Raw genomic sequence first — 15592 nt, forward strand, 5'->3', positions numbered from 1 at the left:
CGGACGGTGCCGGCACGGCGGGTGCCCCGGGCCGTCTTGCGGATCAGGTGGAGGTGCAGCCGGCGCAGGGGGACCCGGCTGTCCGGTTGTGGCCACGACCGCCGCCTCTCAACGGGTGGGTCCCGCAGCGGGGCGCCTGCTCCCTGACGACGGCCACGCCGCGGACCCCTGCGACCGGATTCCGCCCGCAGGGGTCCGCCGCTGCTGCGGAACCGGCCGGTGACGCCACCGGAGGCCGCCGGAGGTGTCGCTGCCGGGCCCCCGTCATCCGCGTGCGGGCCCCTGCGGCTCCAGCACGACGACGGGGATCTTCCGTTCGGTCTGCTTCTGGTAGCTCTCGTACTGCGGGAAGATCGCGGCCATCACCTCCCAGAGACGCGCCCGTTCCCCGTCTTCCGCTTCCCTGGCGACCGCGTCGAACGTCTCGGCGGCCACCTGCACCCGCACCCGCGGGTCCGCCAGCAGGTTGAGGTACCAGTGGGGATGCCGGTCGGACCCGCCGTTGGATGCGACGACGAGGTAGTTCCCCCCGTCCTCCCCGTAGATCAGCCCGGTGCGCCGCAGCGTCCCGGACCGGCGTCCCCGGGCGGTCAGCAGCAGCGTCGGCTTCCCGTACCAGATGTGCCCGCTCGCGCCCTCGCTGGCCACGTAGTGGCGTATGTGCGTGGCGACCCATCCGGTCGGGCTGTCAAGCACCTCGTCCTGTTCGTCCACGCAGCACTCACTCCGTCTGTCGTCGCCGGTCGCCGGTCGCCGTCCGTCATCCGTCGTCTGAAGGTGCACCGCGCGCTGGATACACCACTCTCAGTATCGCCCACCACTCCACCCGAGTCACCTGCTTTCCTGGGGAGTTGAGAGGGGCGGCGCCCGCCGGACGCATGTGCGGACGCGCCTTGGCGCAGGCCCGAGCGCCGCGCCTGCGGTGGGCGGAGGGCGGCGCACGGCCCTGTACATCACCACCCGAAGGTGCTGTCATGCACGCGACATGTTGCTGTGTGCGCGGCGGACGGCTCCCCCGACGTGCACCCGAAGCCCGAGGAGGACGGTCATGAGACCGCGTTCCGTGCACGTGCGCCTGCCGATGGCGGTAGCCGCGGCCCTGGCGCTCGCGTGCCTGGCCATCAGTCCGGCATCGGCGGCCGGCACCACGCTCGCCATGGACTGCCAGGCCACCCCGCCGATCGGTTCCGCGCAGAAGTTCGACCTGTCCGCCGGTGTCGACGCCACCGCGCCGGACACCGTCGCGGCCGGCGGGGCCCTCTCCGTCCGGCTGGCCACCGAGCCGATGACCGTGCCCGGGTCGGTAGGCGGCTACACGGTGAAATCGATCAAGAACATCACCCTGAAGGCCCCCGTACCGTCCAACGCGACCGTGACCGGGGCCCGCCTCACCGGCGGCTCCGGAATCGGCTCGGGGACCCCGGCCGTCAGCGTCAGCGGCGGGGAGATCGTCATGTCGGTACCCGGGCCCATCAGCGGCGGGCAGACCTTCACCCTGCCCGTGCTCGACCTGGACCTGACGGCGGGAGTGTCCGGCACCGCCATCGAGACGCGGCTGTCCGGCAGCAGCTACAGCAGCCCCGGCCTCACCTTCACCGCCAGCGTCCCCATCCTCTTCGTCACCGTCAGCGTGCCGACGTCCTGCTACCCCTCTCCCAACCCCGTGCTCACCTCCACCGCCGTCGACTGAACCGGATGGGCCGAGGGGCCGAGGGGCCGACGAGGCGGGGCGGTCCGCGCGATTCGGCGGACCTGCCGTCCCGGGGCCCGGTCGGCCACGGATCCGCGGGGCACCCCGCGCGATTCGGCGGACCTGCGCGGTACCCGTCCGGCGAGGCCCGGCCCGGGAGGTGGCCCGGGCCGGGCCTCGCCGCCTGCGGCGGTCACCGGCCGGAGTGCGCCACGGGCGGAGGGCCGAGGGCGGCAGGTTCCGCCCCGGGGAGGGGGAGGCCGGCCGGGATGTCCGGGGCGCTCCCGGTGGTCAGTGCCGCCTCCGGTGGTGCGGCTGCTGCGGGGCCACGCGTGCCAGCCCCTCCCGTAGCAGCGTGTACGCCTGGTCGGCGTCGGCCACCGCCTCGGGGTGGACCGCGTCCGCGGACCGGCCGGCCGCGATGCGCCGCCAGTTGGCCGACGCCAGGATGCGCTCCGTGGCGACCACCTGGCCCGCCAGCACGGCCGCGGTGGTCTCGCGGTCCGAGTCGAGTGCCTCGGCGAGGGCCCCGGCCAGGGCCTCCTCGGCCCGGGCCAGGTACCGGCCGACCCGCGCCACCAGGCTCGGCGTGGAGTAGACGAGGTGGTGGAAGGCCAGGACGTCCTCGTCGTCATTGAGTCCCGTGATCGGGTCGCGGGCCGCGAGCCCGTCCAGGAAGTGCCGGTGCAGGGCGGCGATCGGGGACACCCCCGGCGGCCGCTCGGCCACCACGGTGCTGCTCACCGTCTGGTGGTCGGCGAACCGGTGGACGACCAGGTCTTCCTTGGTGGGGAAGTAGGTGAAGAGGGTGGGTTTCGAGACCTCGGCCGCGGCCGCGATGTCGACCACCGGGACCTGGTCGAACCCGCGCTCGAGGAAGAGGGCGATCGCCGTGTCGGAGATCGTCTCCCGCGTTCGCTGCTTCTTGCGCTCCCGCAAGCCTGTCGGTGCGTTCACCATGACGTCCCAGCGCTTCCCTTGCCGACGCAATCAGATGATCAGGCATGCTAGATGACGTGGCCGGGCGGGGCGCTCCGGTGACCGCCCCGGCCCCGCGCCGAACGGCCCGGAGCCGTCGCCTATGCCCCTGCCCGCGTATCCAGCCCCCGGGAACTCGTGGATGCGAACCGTCAGACGGCGAGCGGCTCCGGCAGCGGCCGGGTGTGCAGCACGTCGAGCCGGGACACCGCCCGCGTCAGCACGACGTACAGCCGGTGCAGCCCGCGCGGCTCGGACTCGGCGATCGCGGCCGGTTCGACGACGACGACATGGTCGTACTCCAGTCCCTTCACGACCGTCGCGGGCAGTACGGTCACCCGGGCCGCCGCGCCCACCCCGTCGGCGCTCGCCGTCCCGATCCCGGCCGTGCGCAGGGCCGCTGAGGTGGCGGCCACCGCGTGGTCGGCGGTGATGACGGCGACCGACCCCTCGCGGTCGAGGGCGGCCCGGACCGCGGACACGGTGGCGGACGCCATGTCGTCGACCGCGCTGACCGCCAACTCGCCGTCGCGGCGCAGCGAGCGGGCCGGCGGCACATCCACGCCGAGGGCGCCCACCAGCCGGTTGGCCAGTTCCATCACCGCGGCGGGCACACGGAAGCCGGTGGTCAGCGGGACGACGGGGGCCTGGGCCTTGCCCAGGTGCGTCAGCTGCTCCCGCCAACTCCCCGCCGACCAGGGCGCCGTGGCCTGGGCCAGGTCGCCGAGCACCGTGAGGGAGCCGAAGGCGCTGCGACGGGCGATGGCCCGGCACTGCATCGGCGACAGGTCCTGGGCCTCGTCCACCACCACATGGCCGTATCCCCCGGGACGTTCGATGAGCCCCGCGACCTCGTCCAGGAGCAGCATGTCCTCGGCCGACCAGGTGGCGCTCTTCGCCGACCGCGGCGGTGCGGCCCACCGCAGGGCCCGCTGCTCGGCGTCGTCGAACACCCCGTCCGCCGCGGCCTCCATCGCCGCGGGATCGCTCAGCAGTACGGCCACGACCTCCTCCGGCCGCGCCACCGGCCACGCCGTCTCCAGCAGCGCGGCGACCGGCTTCGAGCGGCCGATCCTCCGCGCCCACGTCACGCTCTTCGGGCCGGCCCGCCGCTCGGCCTGCTGCCGGATCAGCGTCACCACCCGCGAGCGCAGATGCTCGCGGCCGATTCCGTACGGCACGCCCGTCCCCCGCACCTCGTCGACGACCCGGGCCAGGTCGGGGGCGCCGACCCGCCAGCGGTACGAGCCGTCGGGGACGGCGATGGAGTCCGCCGGGTACCCGACGCGGGCGTACAGGGCGCGTTCAAGAGCCGTGGCCATGCGGTGGCTGTGCTTGAGCACGGCGGCCGCCTCGGTGTCCACCCGCCGCACCGGGTGACGGGCGACCACGTCCCCGACGGTCAGTTGGGCGATATCGATCTCGCCGAGCGAGGGCAGCACCTCCGAGATGTAGCGGAGGAAGGTGCGGTTCGGGCCGATGACCAGCAGACCGGCGCGTTGCAGCCGCTCGGGGAAGGTGTAGAGGAGGTAGGCGGCGCGGTGCAGCCCGACGGCGGTCTTGCCGCTGCCCGGGGCGCCCTGCACGCACACCGACGTGTTCAGGCCGCTGCGGACCAGCTCGTCCTGTTCCGGCTGGATGGTGGCGACGATGTCGCGCATCGGGCCGAGGCGGGGCCGCTCGATCTCGGCCGCGACGATGGCGCTCGCCGCGCCGCCGCCGCCCTCCCCGTCCCTCCCCGCTTCGGCGTCCTTCTCCTCGTCCCGGCGTGTCCGGCGTGCCCGGTGTGCCCGGTATTCGCGGCGTTCCCGGCCGTCCGCGCTCGCCGCGCCGTCCGCTGCGTCGGCGCCGCCCCCGCCCCGGGAGTGGTCGAGGTACTCGTCCTCAAGCCCGGTGAGTTCCTCGGGTGAACCGTGGCTCCACGGGGCCCAGCCGAAGCGCCGCCGCACCGCGACTCCGCCCGGCTCCAGGGCGCTCGCCCGGTAGTAGGCGCGGGACACCGGCGCGCGCCAGTCGATCACCAGGGGCGGCGCGGCCGGGTGCTCCGCGACCCGCCGGCGGCCGACGTAGTACCGCTGCCGCCGGTGTTCCCCGGCCTCCTCGGAGTCCTCGAAGTCGAGCCGGCCGAAGAACAGCGGGCGGTCGGGCTCCTGCGCCAGCTGCCGTGCGCGGGTGCGCAGATAGCGGCCGAGCGCCTCGGCGCTCGCTCCGTCGCCCGACACGTCCTCACCCGCGACGACCTGGTCCCCGGCATCGTCCACCCGGCGGGTCATCGCCGCGCGGCACACCGCGGCGTACGCACGCTCCAGGGCCAGTTCGTCCTCGAGGCGCGGCGCGTTCTCCGGGGCCGGCTCGCCCTCCGGGGGCGGCTTGTGGTCGAGTCCGCCGGCCTCCCGGGTGCCGTGTGTGTGCTGGACGTGTGACGTCATCGATCGCCCTTTCCGTATCCGAAGTGACGGCCTTGCGTGTGGTCCGCCCCGGCATGGGCCGGACGGCGGTCCCGGCACCGCAGCATAGCCGAACCAGGTCAATAAATTGACTCGGTCAGGTTGTGAGGGTCGGATACCGGCGCGACGCGCGCGGCGCGGCCCGCGCCGCGGCACCGGACCGAACGGGCGGGCGCACACGGCGCCTTGCGGACCCCAAGGGCGGTTGAGCGGTTCGCGTCCGGACCGCGCCTCCGCGGGAAGGCGCTGCCCCGGCGCACCGCCTCACCGGCCTCCGGCGCCTGGGGTCAGTGAGTGCGGCCGGTTCCGGCAGGGTGCGCACCGCGCACCGTCTCGGCGGCCGCTCCGGTGGTCCGCTGCCTTTCTGCCGAAGGCCGGGGGCGGTTTCGAACTCCTGGCCCGTCTTGGCTTAGCGGCACCCGTGGAGGGAAACGACTACTGCTGAGCGGCCGTCGTGGCGACGGGGCGGCGACGGTCCGACCTGGGGGGTGCTGGGTGAAGGACGCGCCGTTGTATCTGCGGCCGCGGGTGGATCCGCCGCTCGCTTCGCTTCTTCGAGACGCGCCGTTCCTGCACGCGCTGTGCGACGCGCTCGGATCGCCGTTGAACGTGCTGCTCCCGGAGACCGTCGCCGAGAACGCCGAACGCTTCCGGTCCGTCTACCGGCGTCACCACCTGGCCGGGCGGGTGTACTTCGCGCACAAGGCGAATCGCTCCAGCGCCCTGGTGCGGAGGCTGGCCGCCTGCGACCCCGCCGCGGTCGGGATCGACGTCGCCTCGCTGGAAGAGCTGCGGCACGCGCTGGGCTGCGGTTTCACGGGCGAGCGGGTGATGGCCACCGGCCCCAAGGACCGCGACTTCCTGTGGCTGGCGGCACGGGTGGGGGCGACGGTCAACCTGGACTCGGCCGGCGAACTGGAGCAACTGGCACACCTCGTCCGCAGGTACCGCCTCGGCCGGGTGGACGTACTGGTGCGGCTGTCGGAGTTCGAGTCGGACGGCGGTCGCACCGGAGCCGGTACGCGGGTGCTGTCGCGCCGCAGCCGCTTCGGCACCCCGGTCGGCAGGGCCGGCGAGGTGTGGGAGGCGCTGGAGCGGCACCCGGACGCCGTCGAACTGACCGGACTGGCCTACCATCTGGACACCACCGCGCTGGAGGAGAAGGCCAGGGCGCTGGAGCGCTGCGTGCTGCTGATGGACGAGTGCCGGGGGAGGGGCCTGCGGCCCCGTGCCGTCGACATCGGCGGCGGATTCGGAGCCGGCTATGTCGCCGACGCCGGCGAGTGGGAGCGGTGGACGACCGCGCTGAGCGAGGCCGTGCTCGGCGTACGCCCGCCCCTGACCTGGCGCGGCCACGGCTACGGGCTGCGCAATGAGGGCGGCACGGTCCGCGGCACGGCCGCGCTGTACCCCGCCCACCGGTCCGTCGCCGGACCCGGCTACCTCGACGCACTCCTCTCCCGTCCCGCTCCGGCCCTGGGCCGCCCGCCCGCCACGCTGCTGCTGGAGCACCTGAACGACCTGTACGTCGAACCGGGGCGCGCCCTTGTCGACCAGTGCGGCCTGTCCCTGGCCCGGGTGCTGGACGTGCGGCCGACGGGGGACGACCCCACCCGTCATCTGGTGCGCCTGGGCATGAACGCAGGAGACGTGAGCCTTGAGGAGCACGGCGTCCTCGTCGACCCCGTCCTGCTGCCCCGAGCCGGCGCCGCCGGCCGCCGTGACGCGCCGCCCGGCGGCGGGCCCGTCGGGGTCCACCTCGCCGGCAACCTCTGCCTGGAGGCGGACCTGATCACCCGCCGGGTGGTGTACCTGCCCCGGCTGCCGCGCGCCGGGGACCTGCTGGCCTTCGTCAACACGGCCGGCTACGCCATGGACTTCCACGCACACCACGCCCAACGGCAGCCTTCCGCAAGGACGGTGGCGGTCACCCGAGGAGAAGGAGCCTGGCGCTGGTGCCCCGACGAGGACTACTGGCCGATCACCGACCCGCAGGGAGGGCCGTCATGAGATACGACACCATCACCGAGGCGATCGGCAACACCCCCCTCGTCCGCATCGACCCGACCGTGCACGGACTGCGCCACATCGACCTCTTCGCCAAGCTGGAGATGCTCAACCCGTTCGGGTCCGTCAAGGACCGGCCCGCCTGGTTCATGGCCCGCCCGCACCTTCAGGAGAAGGCCGGCGGCGACGGCACCGTCGTGGAACTCTCCAGCGGCAACACGGCCAAGGCCCTCGCCCTGCTCGCCGGTCTCCACGGGCTGAGGTTCAAAAGCGTGACCAACCGGATGCGCGTCCCGGAGATCAAGGAACTGCTGCTGCTGCTCGGGGCGGAGATCGAGGAACTGCCCGGTCAGAGCGAGTGCCTGGACCCGACGGACACCGACGACCCGCTGACCCGTTTCCACCAGGCGCTGTCGGAGCCCGGCAGCGCCTATCTGCACACCGACCAGTACTTCAACCCGCGCAATGCCGAGGCGCACGCGGCCGGGACCGGACCGGAGATCGTCAAGGACCTGGACGGCCGGGTCCCCGACTGGTTCGTCGCCTGCGTGGGCACCGCCGGATCCTCGACCGGCGTCGCCAGGGTGCTGCGCGAGCACGATCCGAGGGTGCGCGTCCTCGGCCTGGTCGCCGACAAGGCCGACTTCATCCCCGGCATCCGCACCATCGACGAGGTCCACCAGGTGGGCCTGTTCGACCCGGCCACCTACGACTCGATCGCGTCGGTCACCTCCCAGGAGGCCATCGACGGCATGGTGACCCTGATCCGCCGCTGCGGGCTGCTCTCGGGGCCGACCGGCGGTGCCGCGTACCGGGGAGCCGTCCGGCACCTGGCGTCCGTCGACGCCGAACTGGCGGGCACCGGCGTCCGCCGGACCGCGGTGTTCATCGTCTGCGACCGGGCCGAGAGCTATCTCAGCTACGTACGCCGGCGGCGTCCGGAGCTGCTGGGAGGAACGCGCCGCGGACACTCCGCCGGCTCCCTCACCGACAGCGAGGTCCGCGCCGAGGGCCGGACCGTCGGCGTCGACGGCGCACGGCGCTGGATCGCCGGCGGCGACCCGCGCCCGCTGGTGGTCGACCTCCGCGGGCCGCACGCCTACGCCGCGCTGCACATCGAGGGCTCGGTCAACATCGTCGACGAGCTGTTCGAGGAACTGGTGCGGACCGGGCTGCCGTTCAGCAAGCGGACACCGGTGCTTCTGGCCTGTCCCGTCGGGGAGAAGTCCCTGCGCTATGCCGCGCTGCTGACCCGCATGGGGCACCCGGACGTACGCAGCCTGGCGGGCGGCGTCGTCGCCTGGCGGGACGCGGGCGCGCCGCTGATACGGGAGTGACCCGATGAGCGGAGGAGACCGGGACACGGACGGGGCCTGGCAGCGGGCGGTGCGGGAGCAGTTCCCGATCATCACCGGGCATCCGGAACTGGCCTATCTGGACAGCGCGGCGACCTCGCAGAAACCCCGGGCCGTCCTCGACGCCGTCCAGACCTACCTCACGTCCGCCAACGCCAACGCCGGCCGCGGCACCTACCCCTGGGCCAACCGGACCACGGAGTCGCTCGAGCGGGCTCGCGAACGGGTCAAGGACTTCCTCGGCGACCCGGAACCGGACCGCTCCGCCGTCCACTTCACCAGCGGGACCACCGAGGGCCTGCGCACCGTCGCGCGCGACTGGCTCACCGAGCACCTCGCCGACGGGGACGAGATCCTGGTCCCGTTCGCCGACCACCGGGCCAACCTCGAACCGTGGCTCGAGGCGCGGCGCCTGCTTGCCGCACGCGGCACCGAGGTGCATGTCCGCGCCCTGCCGTACCAGGAGGTGTCCGGCGACTACGACCACCGCGCCCTCGCCTCGGCCGTCGGGCCCCGCACCCGCTTCGTCGCCGCCACGCACGTCCACCACGTCTACGGCGGCGACATGAACGTCCACCGGCTGCGCGCCGCCGTCGGCCCGCACGTGCCGATCTGCCTGGACGCCGCCCAGAGCGTCGGCCACCTCCCCCTGCGGGTCGGCGATCCGGCGCTCGACGTCGACTTCGTCGTCTTCTCCGGGCACAAGGCGTTCGCACTGCCCGGCACCGGTGCGCTCTGGGCACGCAACACCCGCGGCCCCCTGCTGCGGCCCGCCGGATGGCAGGGCACCCCCAACACCGTGGGCATCGTCTCGTTGCAGGCCGCACTCGACTGGCTGGACGCGGTCGGCCTCGACCGGCTCAGCGCCCATGTCACCGCTCTGGCCACCCGCCTGACCGACCGGCTGCGCCGGCTGGACGCCTACCAGGTGCTCGGCTGCCCGGCAAGCCTGTCGTCGGGCACCGCGCTGCCCCCGGCCCAGCGCCGGCACGGCATCGTCACCTTCCGGCACCGTGACATCCCGTCGGACGACCTCGGCTTCATCCTCTTCAGCCACGGATTCATGGTCCGGGCCGACAGCCACTGCCAGGCCGGGGCGGACGACAGGGAAGGGTCCGTCCGGGTGAGTCTGCACGTGTACAACACCGGAGAGGAGATCGACCGGCTGCTGACCGTTCTCGCCTCGTTGGCGTGATCTTCGCCGCACACTCCGGCATAGAGCTACTGATAACCGTTTCCATCAGTAGGCTGTCCGCCGTCCGCGGTGAGCGGAGAGGCGAAAGGGGCGGTGTGACCGCATGGGCGTGAGCACGGCAGCGGCCAGGACCTGGGTGGAGCGCTGGGAGCGGCAGCAGCAGCACTACGCCGTGGAGCGCGAGGAGCGCTTCACGGTGATCTCCGATGTCGTCGAGCACGTCTGCACAGGCCACCCCCGGCCCCTTCTGCTCGACCTGGGCTGCGGCCCCGGTTCGCTGTCCGCCCGGCTCGCCCGCCGCCTGCCGGGCGCGGAGATCGTCGGGCTCGACAGGGATCCCGTGCTGCTGGAACTGGCGCGCGCCCACCACGGGGGCGCCGCCCGGTATGTGGAGGCGGAGATCGGCCAGGACGGCTGGACCGATGCGCTGGGGCTGCAACGCGGTGCGGATGCCGCCGTGTCGACGACCGCCCTGCACTGCCTGCCCGCCGCCGCCCTGCTGGAGACCTACCGCGCTCTCGCGGCCCTCCTGCGTCCCGGCGGCGCGCTGGTCAACGGGGACCACTTCCCCCCGGACCTGGGACCGTTCTCGCACCTGACCGCGCACGTGGGGCGCTGCCGTACCGAGCGGGCGGGAGGCCACGGCCACGAGGACTGGGGGTCCTGGTGGCGCGCCGCGGCGGCGGATCCCGAACTCGCGGACCTGTTCGAAGGGCGGGGCCGGGGCGGCCCGTCGTCCCGTGACGACGGCGGCAGTCACTACCTCCCGGTCGCCCGGCACGCCGAACTGCTGCGCCGGGCGGGCTTTCGCCATGTCGCGCCGGTGTGGCAGGTGGGGGACAGCCGGGTGCTCGTGGCGCTGAAGGACTGACTGACGGCTCATGTGCCCGCGTGTCCGTGCGTTCGCGGGCCCGTGTCCGGGACGTCGGGCTTCCGTGCCCGGGCCGCGCCTGCTCCGGCGCCCGCCTGGTCCGCCGGCCTGGGGCCTCGGCGCTCGGGCCGCGCCTGGGGTGCATCGCCTTCGTGCCTTCGTGCCTTCGTGCTCTCGCGCGGGCTCCGCGTGGCGAGCCCGCGCCTCCGGGGCCTCCTCGGGGCTCTCGGGTGCGGCCTCGGCACACCGGTCCCGTCGTCACAGTGCGCGGCACATCAGGATCTCGTCGCGGTCGTCGCCCGGCGCCAGGCGCAACGCCCCCGGCCAGCGACCGACCTCGGCCCAGCCCGCCCGCCGGTAGAAGTCCTCGATCCCCAGGCCCGCCCGTACCGACAGCTTGAGGCGTTCCAGGCCCATCTCCTCCCGTGCGACCCGGTGGACCTCGCGCATCAGCGCGGTGCCGATCCCCCGGTTCCGGAGGCGGACCTGCGTCTGCACGTGGTTCACCACCCCGCAGTGCGCTTCGAGCGGGTGTCCTTCGCGTCGGACGAGCAGCCAGCCCGCGACGGAGCCGTCGAGGGTGGCCACGAGCAGCCTGCCGTGCTCGGGCGCCAGGACCTCCGCGACCTGGTCCACGGCTGCCGCCAGGTCCGCCGGGACCAGGGGCGGCAGCGGGCAGTCCGCCGGAATGACCGCCCCGCCGGCATTGACCACCGTGGCCCAGCACCCGGCGAGTTCCCGTCTGAGGGCACCGGAGACTTCGGACGGGCGGGCGAACTGGGTGAGGGCGGGCGCGGTCGGTTCGCATGCGGTCACGCGCGAAAGCATGTCACCGTACCGGATCACCGGATCACCGGAGCGCGGGTGTCCGGTGCTCGTGCTCACCGGCCCGCTCCTCGCCTCGGCCCGGCGCCGGCCGCCCCCTACCGGCCGCTCGTACCGGCAGCCCCGGGCAGTCGGCCCCCGCATGGTGCGGAGCAGATACGGAGTCCGACCCCGCACGCGAGAGCGAGGGGGCCTGCGGGAGGTTCCGCGGTGTCGCTCCGCACCCGCGGCTCGCCACGAACCCGACCTCCGCGGCCGTCATGCGGAATTCAGGGAATGGGCAGCGGTAATGCGCAGTGAAATTCGTTGTCGAATTCGCGGTCGTAAGTAGCTGATTTGTCGCGGCGTGTCATCCATGGCAGCCTTCATGGCGGGGATAGAAAGCGGACAAGGGAAACGCGTTGCCGTCCGCAAGCGGACGGTGGCCAGAGAGCTGTGGAGATGAGTGGAATGGCGACATCGGTGGAGCACCGGCCGCACCCCGGTCACGACCATGCGCACGGTGAGGGCTGCGGGCATGTGGCGGTCCCGCACGACGATCACGTCGACTACGTGCACGACGGCCACCTGCACCGCGAGCACGACGGCCATGTGGACGAGTGCGAGGTGGGAGGCCATCGGGAGCACGCCGGTCACGACCATGCGCACGATGTGGGCTGCGGGCATGTGGCGGTCCCGCACGGCGACCACGTGGACTATGTGCACGACGGTCATCGCCATGCCGCCCACAACGGGCACTGGGACGACCACTGAGCTGAGGAGACCTCACTGAGCCGACAGCTGATGGTCCCGCTCCGGGATGAGAATGAAATGCACCCCCGATGGCGGGGGTGCATTTCTCTTTGCTGACGGGGTGTTCCTTATCGGATGGAGTAGGGGATGAGTGCCATCTCGCGGGCGTTCTTGATGGCGGTGGCGAGCTGTCGCTGCTGCTGGGCGGTGACCCGGGTGACGCGGCGGCTGCGGATCTTGCCGCGGTCGGAGATGAACTTCCGCAGCAGATCGGTGTCCTTGTAGTCGATATAGGTGATGCCGGCGGCGTCGAGGGGGTTGGGGCGGGACTTCACGGGCTTGCGGGGGTCGTTGCGGCGGGCCATGGCTGCTCCTGGTGCGGCGGCGGGAGTGGGTCGGGGGTTATGCGACGGGGTCGAGGAGGGAGTCGAAAGCGGCCGGGAGGTGCTTCCAGGCTTCCGGTCCTGCTGTGTACTCGGCATCGGTGAGCAGGCAGGATTCCAGGACCCGCGCGAGTGCGTCGCGGTCGAGTCCGGGTGAGGTGAAGACGAGGTGCTGGCAGCGGTCGCCGTGTTCGCCGTGCCAGTCGAGGGCGGCGGCGGCCCGGCGTACCGGCGGGACCATCTCCCAGGCGGCGTCCGGCAGGGAGGCCAGCCATGGTCCCGCGCTCTCCACGCACAGTGCCCCGCCCGCGGCGTCCCAGGCGAGCAGGGTGTCGGGGCGGTCGGCGAGCCAGAACCGCCCGCGGCTGCGGGCGGCGGCGCAGCAGAGGTCTTCCAGTGCCTGATAGAGCCGTTCGGGGTGGAAGGGCCGGTGCCGGCGCCAGACGAGGGTGGTGACGCCCGCTTCGTCGGCCTCCTGGGGGAGCAGGGCGCAGGCCGGGTGCTGGGCAGCGGCCGCCGCCTCGACGTCGAAGCCGGCGAACGCCGACTCCGCGAGCCGCGGGGAGCGGACCGGCACGTGGCGGGCCGTGGGGTGGAGCTGGGTGAGCAGGGCGCGGTCGGCATCGTCGGCGTCCTCGCTGTCCACGAGGGCGAGGACGGGGGCGTACTCCAGCTGCCTGGCCCAGGTGTCGCCGACGGTGCGCTGGTCGTTGGGGGCGGCGGCGAGGCCGGCCTCGGCCAGGTCGTCGCCGTTGGCGAGGCAGGGCAGCACGAGAGCGGGGTCGACGGCCGTGATCACGTTGGTGAGGCGGACCGCGTCGCCGCCGTGGGCGGCGACGACCTCGGCCATCGACTTGGGTTCGACGGAGTCCCACAGTTCGACGACGGCGAGCCGGGTGAGGCCGGCGTCGGCGAGCCGTTCCAGCTCGGGCACGAGGTCCTCGCGCAGCGCGCAGCACGCGCAGTCGTTGACCAACGGGGCGTCGCCGCGGGACAGCTCGCCCGAGGCGTCGCGCACCCGGCGCAGGACGGTGCCGTGTTCGGCGGCTGTGGACAGGTCGTGGTGGAGGGCGACGCTGCCCGGGACGGTGTGCAGGAGGCGGTCCACGACCTGTCGGCGGGCCTCGGAGTGGAGCCCGCCGACGATGACGACGGGCAGCGCGCCTTCGTGCCGCATCACAGCGCTCCGCGCCGGCCGTAGCGGCGCTCGAACCGCTCGACCCGCCCGGCGGTGTCCAGGACGCGGGCGGTCCCCGTGTAGAAGGGGTGGCTCACGTTCGAGATCTCGACGTCGACGACGGGGTAGGTGTTGCCGTCCTCCCACTCGATGGTCTTGTCGCTGGTCATGGTGGAGCGGGTGAGGAAGGCGTAGTCGGCGGCGCGGTCGCGGAAGACGACGGGACCGTACGCGGGGTGGATTCCGGGCTTCATCGGGTGGTCCTTCGGGGCGGGTTGGGGGTGGGAGCCGGTCGCTGCGGTGCGGGTTGGGTCGGTGCGGGTCGGTGCGGGTCGGTGCGGATGGGAGCGGGGCGGGGCCGGGTGGGCCGGTGCTGGTGCGCGGGGGGTCAGCGTTCCTCGCGGAAGTCGACGTGGCGCCGGGCGATCGGGTCGTACTTGCGCAGGACCATGCGGTCGGGGTCGTTCCGGCGGTTCTTGCGGGTGACGTACGTGTAGCCGGTTCCCGCGGTGGAGCGGAGCTTGATGATCGGGCGTACCTCGTTGCGAGCCATACGGGGTACTATATGGGAATGGTTTCCATTACCAAAAACTATCCGCCCGAAGAGAGGTAGGCAACACCTTGTCCGCCCACTGCCAGCTGACCGGCGCGAAGCCGGGCTTCGGCAACACCATCTCCCACTCGCACCGGCGCACCTCGCGCCGGTTCGACCCGAACATCCAGCGCAAGCGCTACTGGCTGCCGAGTGAGGGCCGGTACGTCCGGCTGACGCTCAGCGCGAAGGCGATCAAGACCATCGACAGCATCGGTATCGAGGCCGCCGTGGCCCGTATCCGCGCCCGGGGAGTGCAGGTCTGATGGCCAAGAAGAGCAAGATCGCGCAGAACGAGAAGCGCAAGGCGACCGTCGAGCGGTACGCGGCCCGCCGTGCGGAGCTGAAGGAGATCATCCGCCGGCCGTCCTCGACCGACGACGAACGCCGGGCGGCCGTGGCGGAGCTCCGGCGCCAGCCCCGCAACGCGAGTGCGACCCGGGTGCGCAACCGGGACAGCGTGGACGGGCGGCCGCGCGGCCACCTGCGCAAGTTCGGCCTGTCCCGGGTGCGGCTGCGCGAGCAGGCCCACGCCGGCTTCCTCCCCGGGGTCACCAAGTCCTCCTGGTAGCCCTGCCGCTCTCCTGAAAGGGTGAGCCGCCGGCCGTGACCTGCCGGGGTCACGGCCGGCGGCTCACCCCTGGCGGCACCACGGCCGAGGCCGGGGCGGCCAAAGCGGTCGAGCCGTGGCCTCCCGGCCCGGTGGGGCTGCTGCCCGCCGTCATCCATGTCATCCACTGCTATGCACCGGCATCCGGTGTCATGCACCGTCATGCACCGTCATCCACCGGCAGTGGAGCGGGAAACGGGGCGGCAGTGGAGGCGGGGGCTTGTCACGACTTCCGCGCGGGCGCCGGTCGTACCCCGCGAAGTGGTGGAGGTGACCACGCGCTCCGCGTTCCCGTTCGAGGCCCGTGGTGCTCTCCCCGGTGGCGGCAGCCGGCGAAGCGTCCCGCCGGGGCGGGCTGCACGTCCGATCCGGCCGGGTGCACCGCCGACGACCCGCGGACTCCGCCGCCCTGATCCCCCGCATCACCCGGTGGGACGCCGTCCGGGCGTCGCCCGCAGCCTGGTGGGGAGCGGGTGCTTCCCTGTCCTGGAGGAGGCCAGCCCCGGAGGTCGCGCGGACAGGCGCGGCCGTGGCCGGGGTGTGGGCGTTCGCTCCAGCGGGGTGTGATCCCCGCCCGCCGGGCGAGGGCGTCCCCGCGATCTCCGGCCTCCACAGTTGTGTACCGGGCCGGACGGTGCCGTGGCTGCGACCACCGTCCGGCCCGGAGTCTCAGTGCCCCGTCAGGCCGCCGAGCGGGACGTGCTCGTGCGCGCAGCTCTCGTCGAAGCCG

Annotated in this window: 16 protein-coding genes; 8 read left to right on the plus strand and 8 right to left on the minus strand. The window is 73.2% G+C overall.

What is annotated here, in order from left to right:
- Nucleotides 1-264: 264 nt before the first annotated feature.
- Nucleotides 265-714 (minus strand): nitroreductase family deazaflavin-dependent oxidoreductase, encoded by a 450-nt coding sequence (locus tag SCWH03_RS21105; protein ID WP_173265851.1) that lies wholly within the window; start codon nt 712-714, stop codon nt 265-267.
- 334 nt (nt 715-1048) lie between these two features.
- Here SCWH03_RS21105 and SCWH03_RS21110 point away from each other — a divergent pair, with 334 nt between their 5' ends.
- Nucleotides 1049-1690, plus strand: coding sequence for a cyclodehydratase (locus SCWH03_RS21110; protein WP_173265852.1), 642 nt, complete (start codon nt 1049-1051; stop codon nt 1688-1690).
- Between the two features lie 291 nt (nt 1691-1981).
- On the opposite strand, the gene SCWH03_RS21115 is transcribed toward SCWH03_RS21110, so the two are convergent.
- On the minus strand, nt 1982-2647 hold the full coding sequence (locus tag SCWH03_RS21115; RefSeq protein WP_254076919.1) for a TetR family transcriptional regulator: 666 nt from the start codon (nt 2645-2647) through the stop codon (nt 1982-1984).
- A 173-nt stretch (nt 2648-2820) separates the two neighbouring features.
- Complete coding sequence (locus SCWH03_RS21120; RefSeq protein WP_371872736.1) at nt 2821-5097, minus strand: HelD family protein; 2277 nt, start codon at nt 5095-5097, stop codon at nt 2821-2823.
- A gap of 513 nt (nt 5098-5610) precedes the next feature.
- Here SCWH03_RS21120 and SCWH03_RS21125 point away from each other — a divergent pair.
- The 4 genes from SCWH03_RS21125 (at nt 5611) to SCWH03_RS21140 (ending at nt 10543) form a co-directional block, all read left to right on the plus strand.
- Nucleotides 5611-7125 carry a Y4yA family PLP-dependent enzyme gene (locus SCWH03_RS21125; RefSeq protein ID WP_254076914.1) on the plus strand — a complete coding sequence of 505 codons (1515 nt, stop codon included), beginning with the start codon at nt 5611-5613 and terminating at the stop codon, nt 7123-7125.
- Nucleotides 7122-8459, plus strand: coding sequence for a pyridoxal-phosphate dependent enzyme (locus tag SCWH03_RS21130; protein WP_173265854.1), 1338 nt, complete (start codon nt 7122-7124; stop codon nt 8457-8459). The genes SCWH03_RS21125 and SCWH03_RS21130 overlap by 4 nt, the downstream gene beginning before the upstream one ends.
- Before the next feature lie 4 nt (nt 8460-8463).
- A complete protein-coding gene (locus tag SCWH03_RS21135; protein ID WP_173265855.1) occupies nt 8464-9672 on the plus strand; it encodes an aminotransferase class V-fold PLP-dependent enzyme in 1209 nt (402 codons plus the stop codon).
- A 103-nt stretch (nt 9673-9775) separates the two neighbouring features.
- Nucleotides 9776-10543, plus strand: a complete 768-nt coding sequence (locus tag SCWH03_RS21140) for a class I SAM-dependent methyltransferase (protein WP_173265856.1) — start codon at nt 9776-9778, stop codon at nt 10541-10543.
- Nucleotides 10544-10801: 258 nt separating this feature from the next.
- On the opposite strand, the gene SCWH03_RS21145 is transcribed toward SCWH03_RS21140, so the two are convergent.
- A complete protein-coding gene (locus SCWH03_RS21145) occupies nt 10802-11359 on the minus strand; it encodes a GNAT family N-acetyltransferase (protein ID WP_254076915.1) in 558 nt (185 codons plus the stop codon).
- 459 nt (nt 11360-11818) lie between these two features.
- Between SCWH03_RS21145 and SCWH03_RS21150 the strand changes: the two genes are divergently transcribed.
- Entirely contained in the window at nt 11819-12121 is a 303-nt protein-coding gene (locus SCWH03_RS21150; RefSeq protein WP_173265857.1) for a hypothetical protein, read from the plus strand.
- Between the two features lie 107 nt (nt 12122-12228).
- Here SCWH03_RS21150 and rpsR read toward each other — a convergent pair whose 3' ends face one another.
- From rpsR to rpmG, 4 genes are all read right to left on the minus strand, one after another.
- Entirely contained in the window at nt 12229-12465 is a 237-nt protein-coding gene (rpsR, locus tag SCWH03_RS21155; protein WP_173265858.1) for a 30S ribosomal protein S18, read from the minus strand.
- Nucleotides 12466-12502: 37 nt separating this feature from the next.
- A complete protein-coding gene (locus SCWH03_RS21160; protein WP_173265859.1) occupies nt 12503-13660 on the minus strand; it encodes a CobW family GTP-binding protein in 1158 nt (385 codons plus the stop codon).
- Nucleotides 13660-13914 carry a type B 50S ribosomal protein L31 gene (locus SCWH03_RS21165; protein WP_173265860.1) on the minus strand — a complete coding sequence of 85 codons (255 nt, stop codon included), beginning with the start codon at nt 13912-13914 and terminating at the stop codon, nt 13660-13662. Before SCWH03_RS21165 ends, SCWH03_RS21160 begins: the two co-directional genes overlap by 1 nt.
- Before the next feature lie 134 nt (nt 13915-14048).
- Nucleotides 14049-14213, minus strand: a complete 165-nt coding sequence (rpmG, locus tag SCWH03_RS21170; RefSeq protein WP_129802794.1) for a 50S ribosomal protein L33 — start codon at nt 14211-14213, stop codon at nt 14049-14051.
- A 68-nt stretch (nt 14214-14281) separates the two neighbouring features.
- On the opposite strand from rpmG, the gene rpmB reads away from it, so the two are divergent.
- Nucleotides 14282-14518: a 50S ribosomal protein L28 gene (gene rpmB, locus SCWH03_RS21175; protein ID WP_173265861.1), complete on the plus strand. Its 237-nt coding sequence runs from the start codon at nt 14282-14284 to the stop codon at nt 14516-14518.
- Nucleotides 14518-14823, plus strand: a complete 306-nt coding sequence (gene rpsN, locus SCWH03_RS21180; protein WP_173265862.1) for a 30S ribosomal protein S14 — start codon at nt 14518-14520, stop codon at nt 14821-14823. Before rpmB ends, rpsN begins: the two co-directional genes overlap by 1 nt.
- The last annotated feature ends 769 nt before the right edge of the window (nt 14824-15592 follow it).

The sequence above is a fragment of the Streptomyces pacificus genome (assembly GCF_011766325.1).
GTDB classification, from domain to species: Bacteria; Actinomycetota; Actinomycetes; order Streptomycetales; family Streptomycetaceae; genus Streptomyces; species Streptomyces pacificus.

What these genes read in the sequence shown, in the direction of transcription:
- SCWH03_RS21140 (WP_173265856.1), top strand. Translation starts at nt 9,776, where the DNA reads ATGGGCGTGAGCACGGCAGCGGCCAGGACCTGGGTGGAGCGCTGGGAG.
- rpmG (WP_129802794.1), bottom strand. Translation starts at nt 14,213, where the DNA reads ATGGCTCGCAACGAGGTACGCCCGATCATCAAGCTCCGCTCCACCGCG.
- SCWH03_RS21135 (WP_173265855.1), top strand. Translation starts at nt 8,464, where the DNA reads ATGAGCGGAGGAGACCGGGACACGGACGGGGCCTGGCAGCGGGCGGTG.
- SCWH03_RS21165 (WP_173265860.1), bottom strand. Translation starts at nt 13,914, where the DNA reads ATGAAGCCCGGAATCCACCCCGCGTACGGTCCCGTCGTCTTCCGCGAC.
- SCWH03_RS21150 (WP_173265857.1), top strand. Translation starts at nt 11,819, where the DNA reads ATGGCGACATCGGTGGAGCACCGGCCGCACCCCGGTCACGACCATGCG.
- rpsN (WP_173265862.1), top strand. Translation starts at nt 14,518, where the DNA reads ATGGCCAAGAAGAGCAAGATCGCGCAGAACGAGAAGCGCAAGGCGACC.
- rpsR (WP_173265858.1), bottom strand. Translation starts at nt 12,465, where the DNA reads ATGGCCCGCCGCAACGACCCCCGCAAGCCCGTGAAGTCCCGCCCCAAC.
- SCWH03_RS21160 (WP_173265859.1), bottom strand. Translation starts at nt 13,660, where the DNA reads ATGCGGCACGAAGGCGCGCTGCCCGTCGTCATCGTCGGCGGGCTCCAC.
- SCWH03_RS21130 (WP_173265854.1), top strand. Translation starts at nt 7,122, where the DNA reads ATGAGATACGACACCATCACCGAGGCGATCGGCAACACCCCCCTCGTC.
- SCWH03_RS21120 (WP_371872736.1), bottom strand. Translation starts at nt 5,097, where the DNA reads ATGACGTCACACGTCCAGCACACACACGGCACCCGGGAGGCCGGCGGA.
- SCWH03_RS21110 (WP_173265852.1), top strand. Translation starts at nt 1,049, where the DNA reads ATGAGACCGCGTTCCGTGCACGTGCGCCTGCCGATGGCGGTAGCCGCG.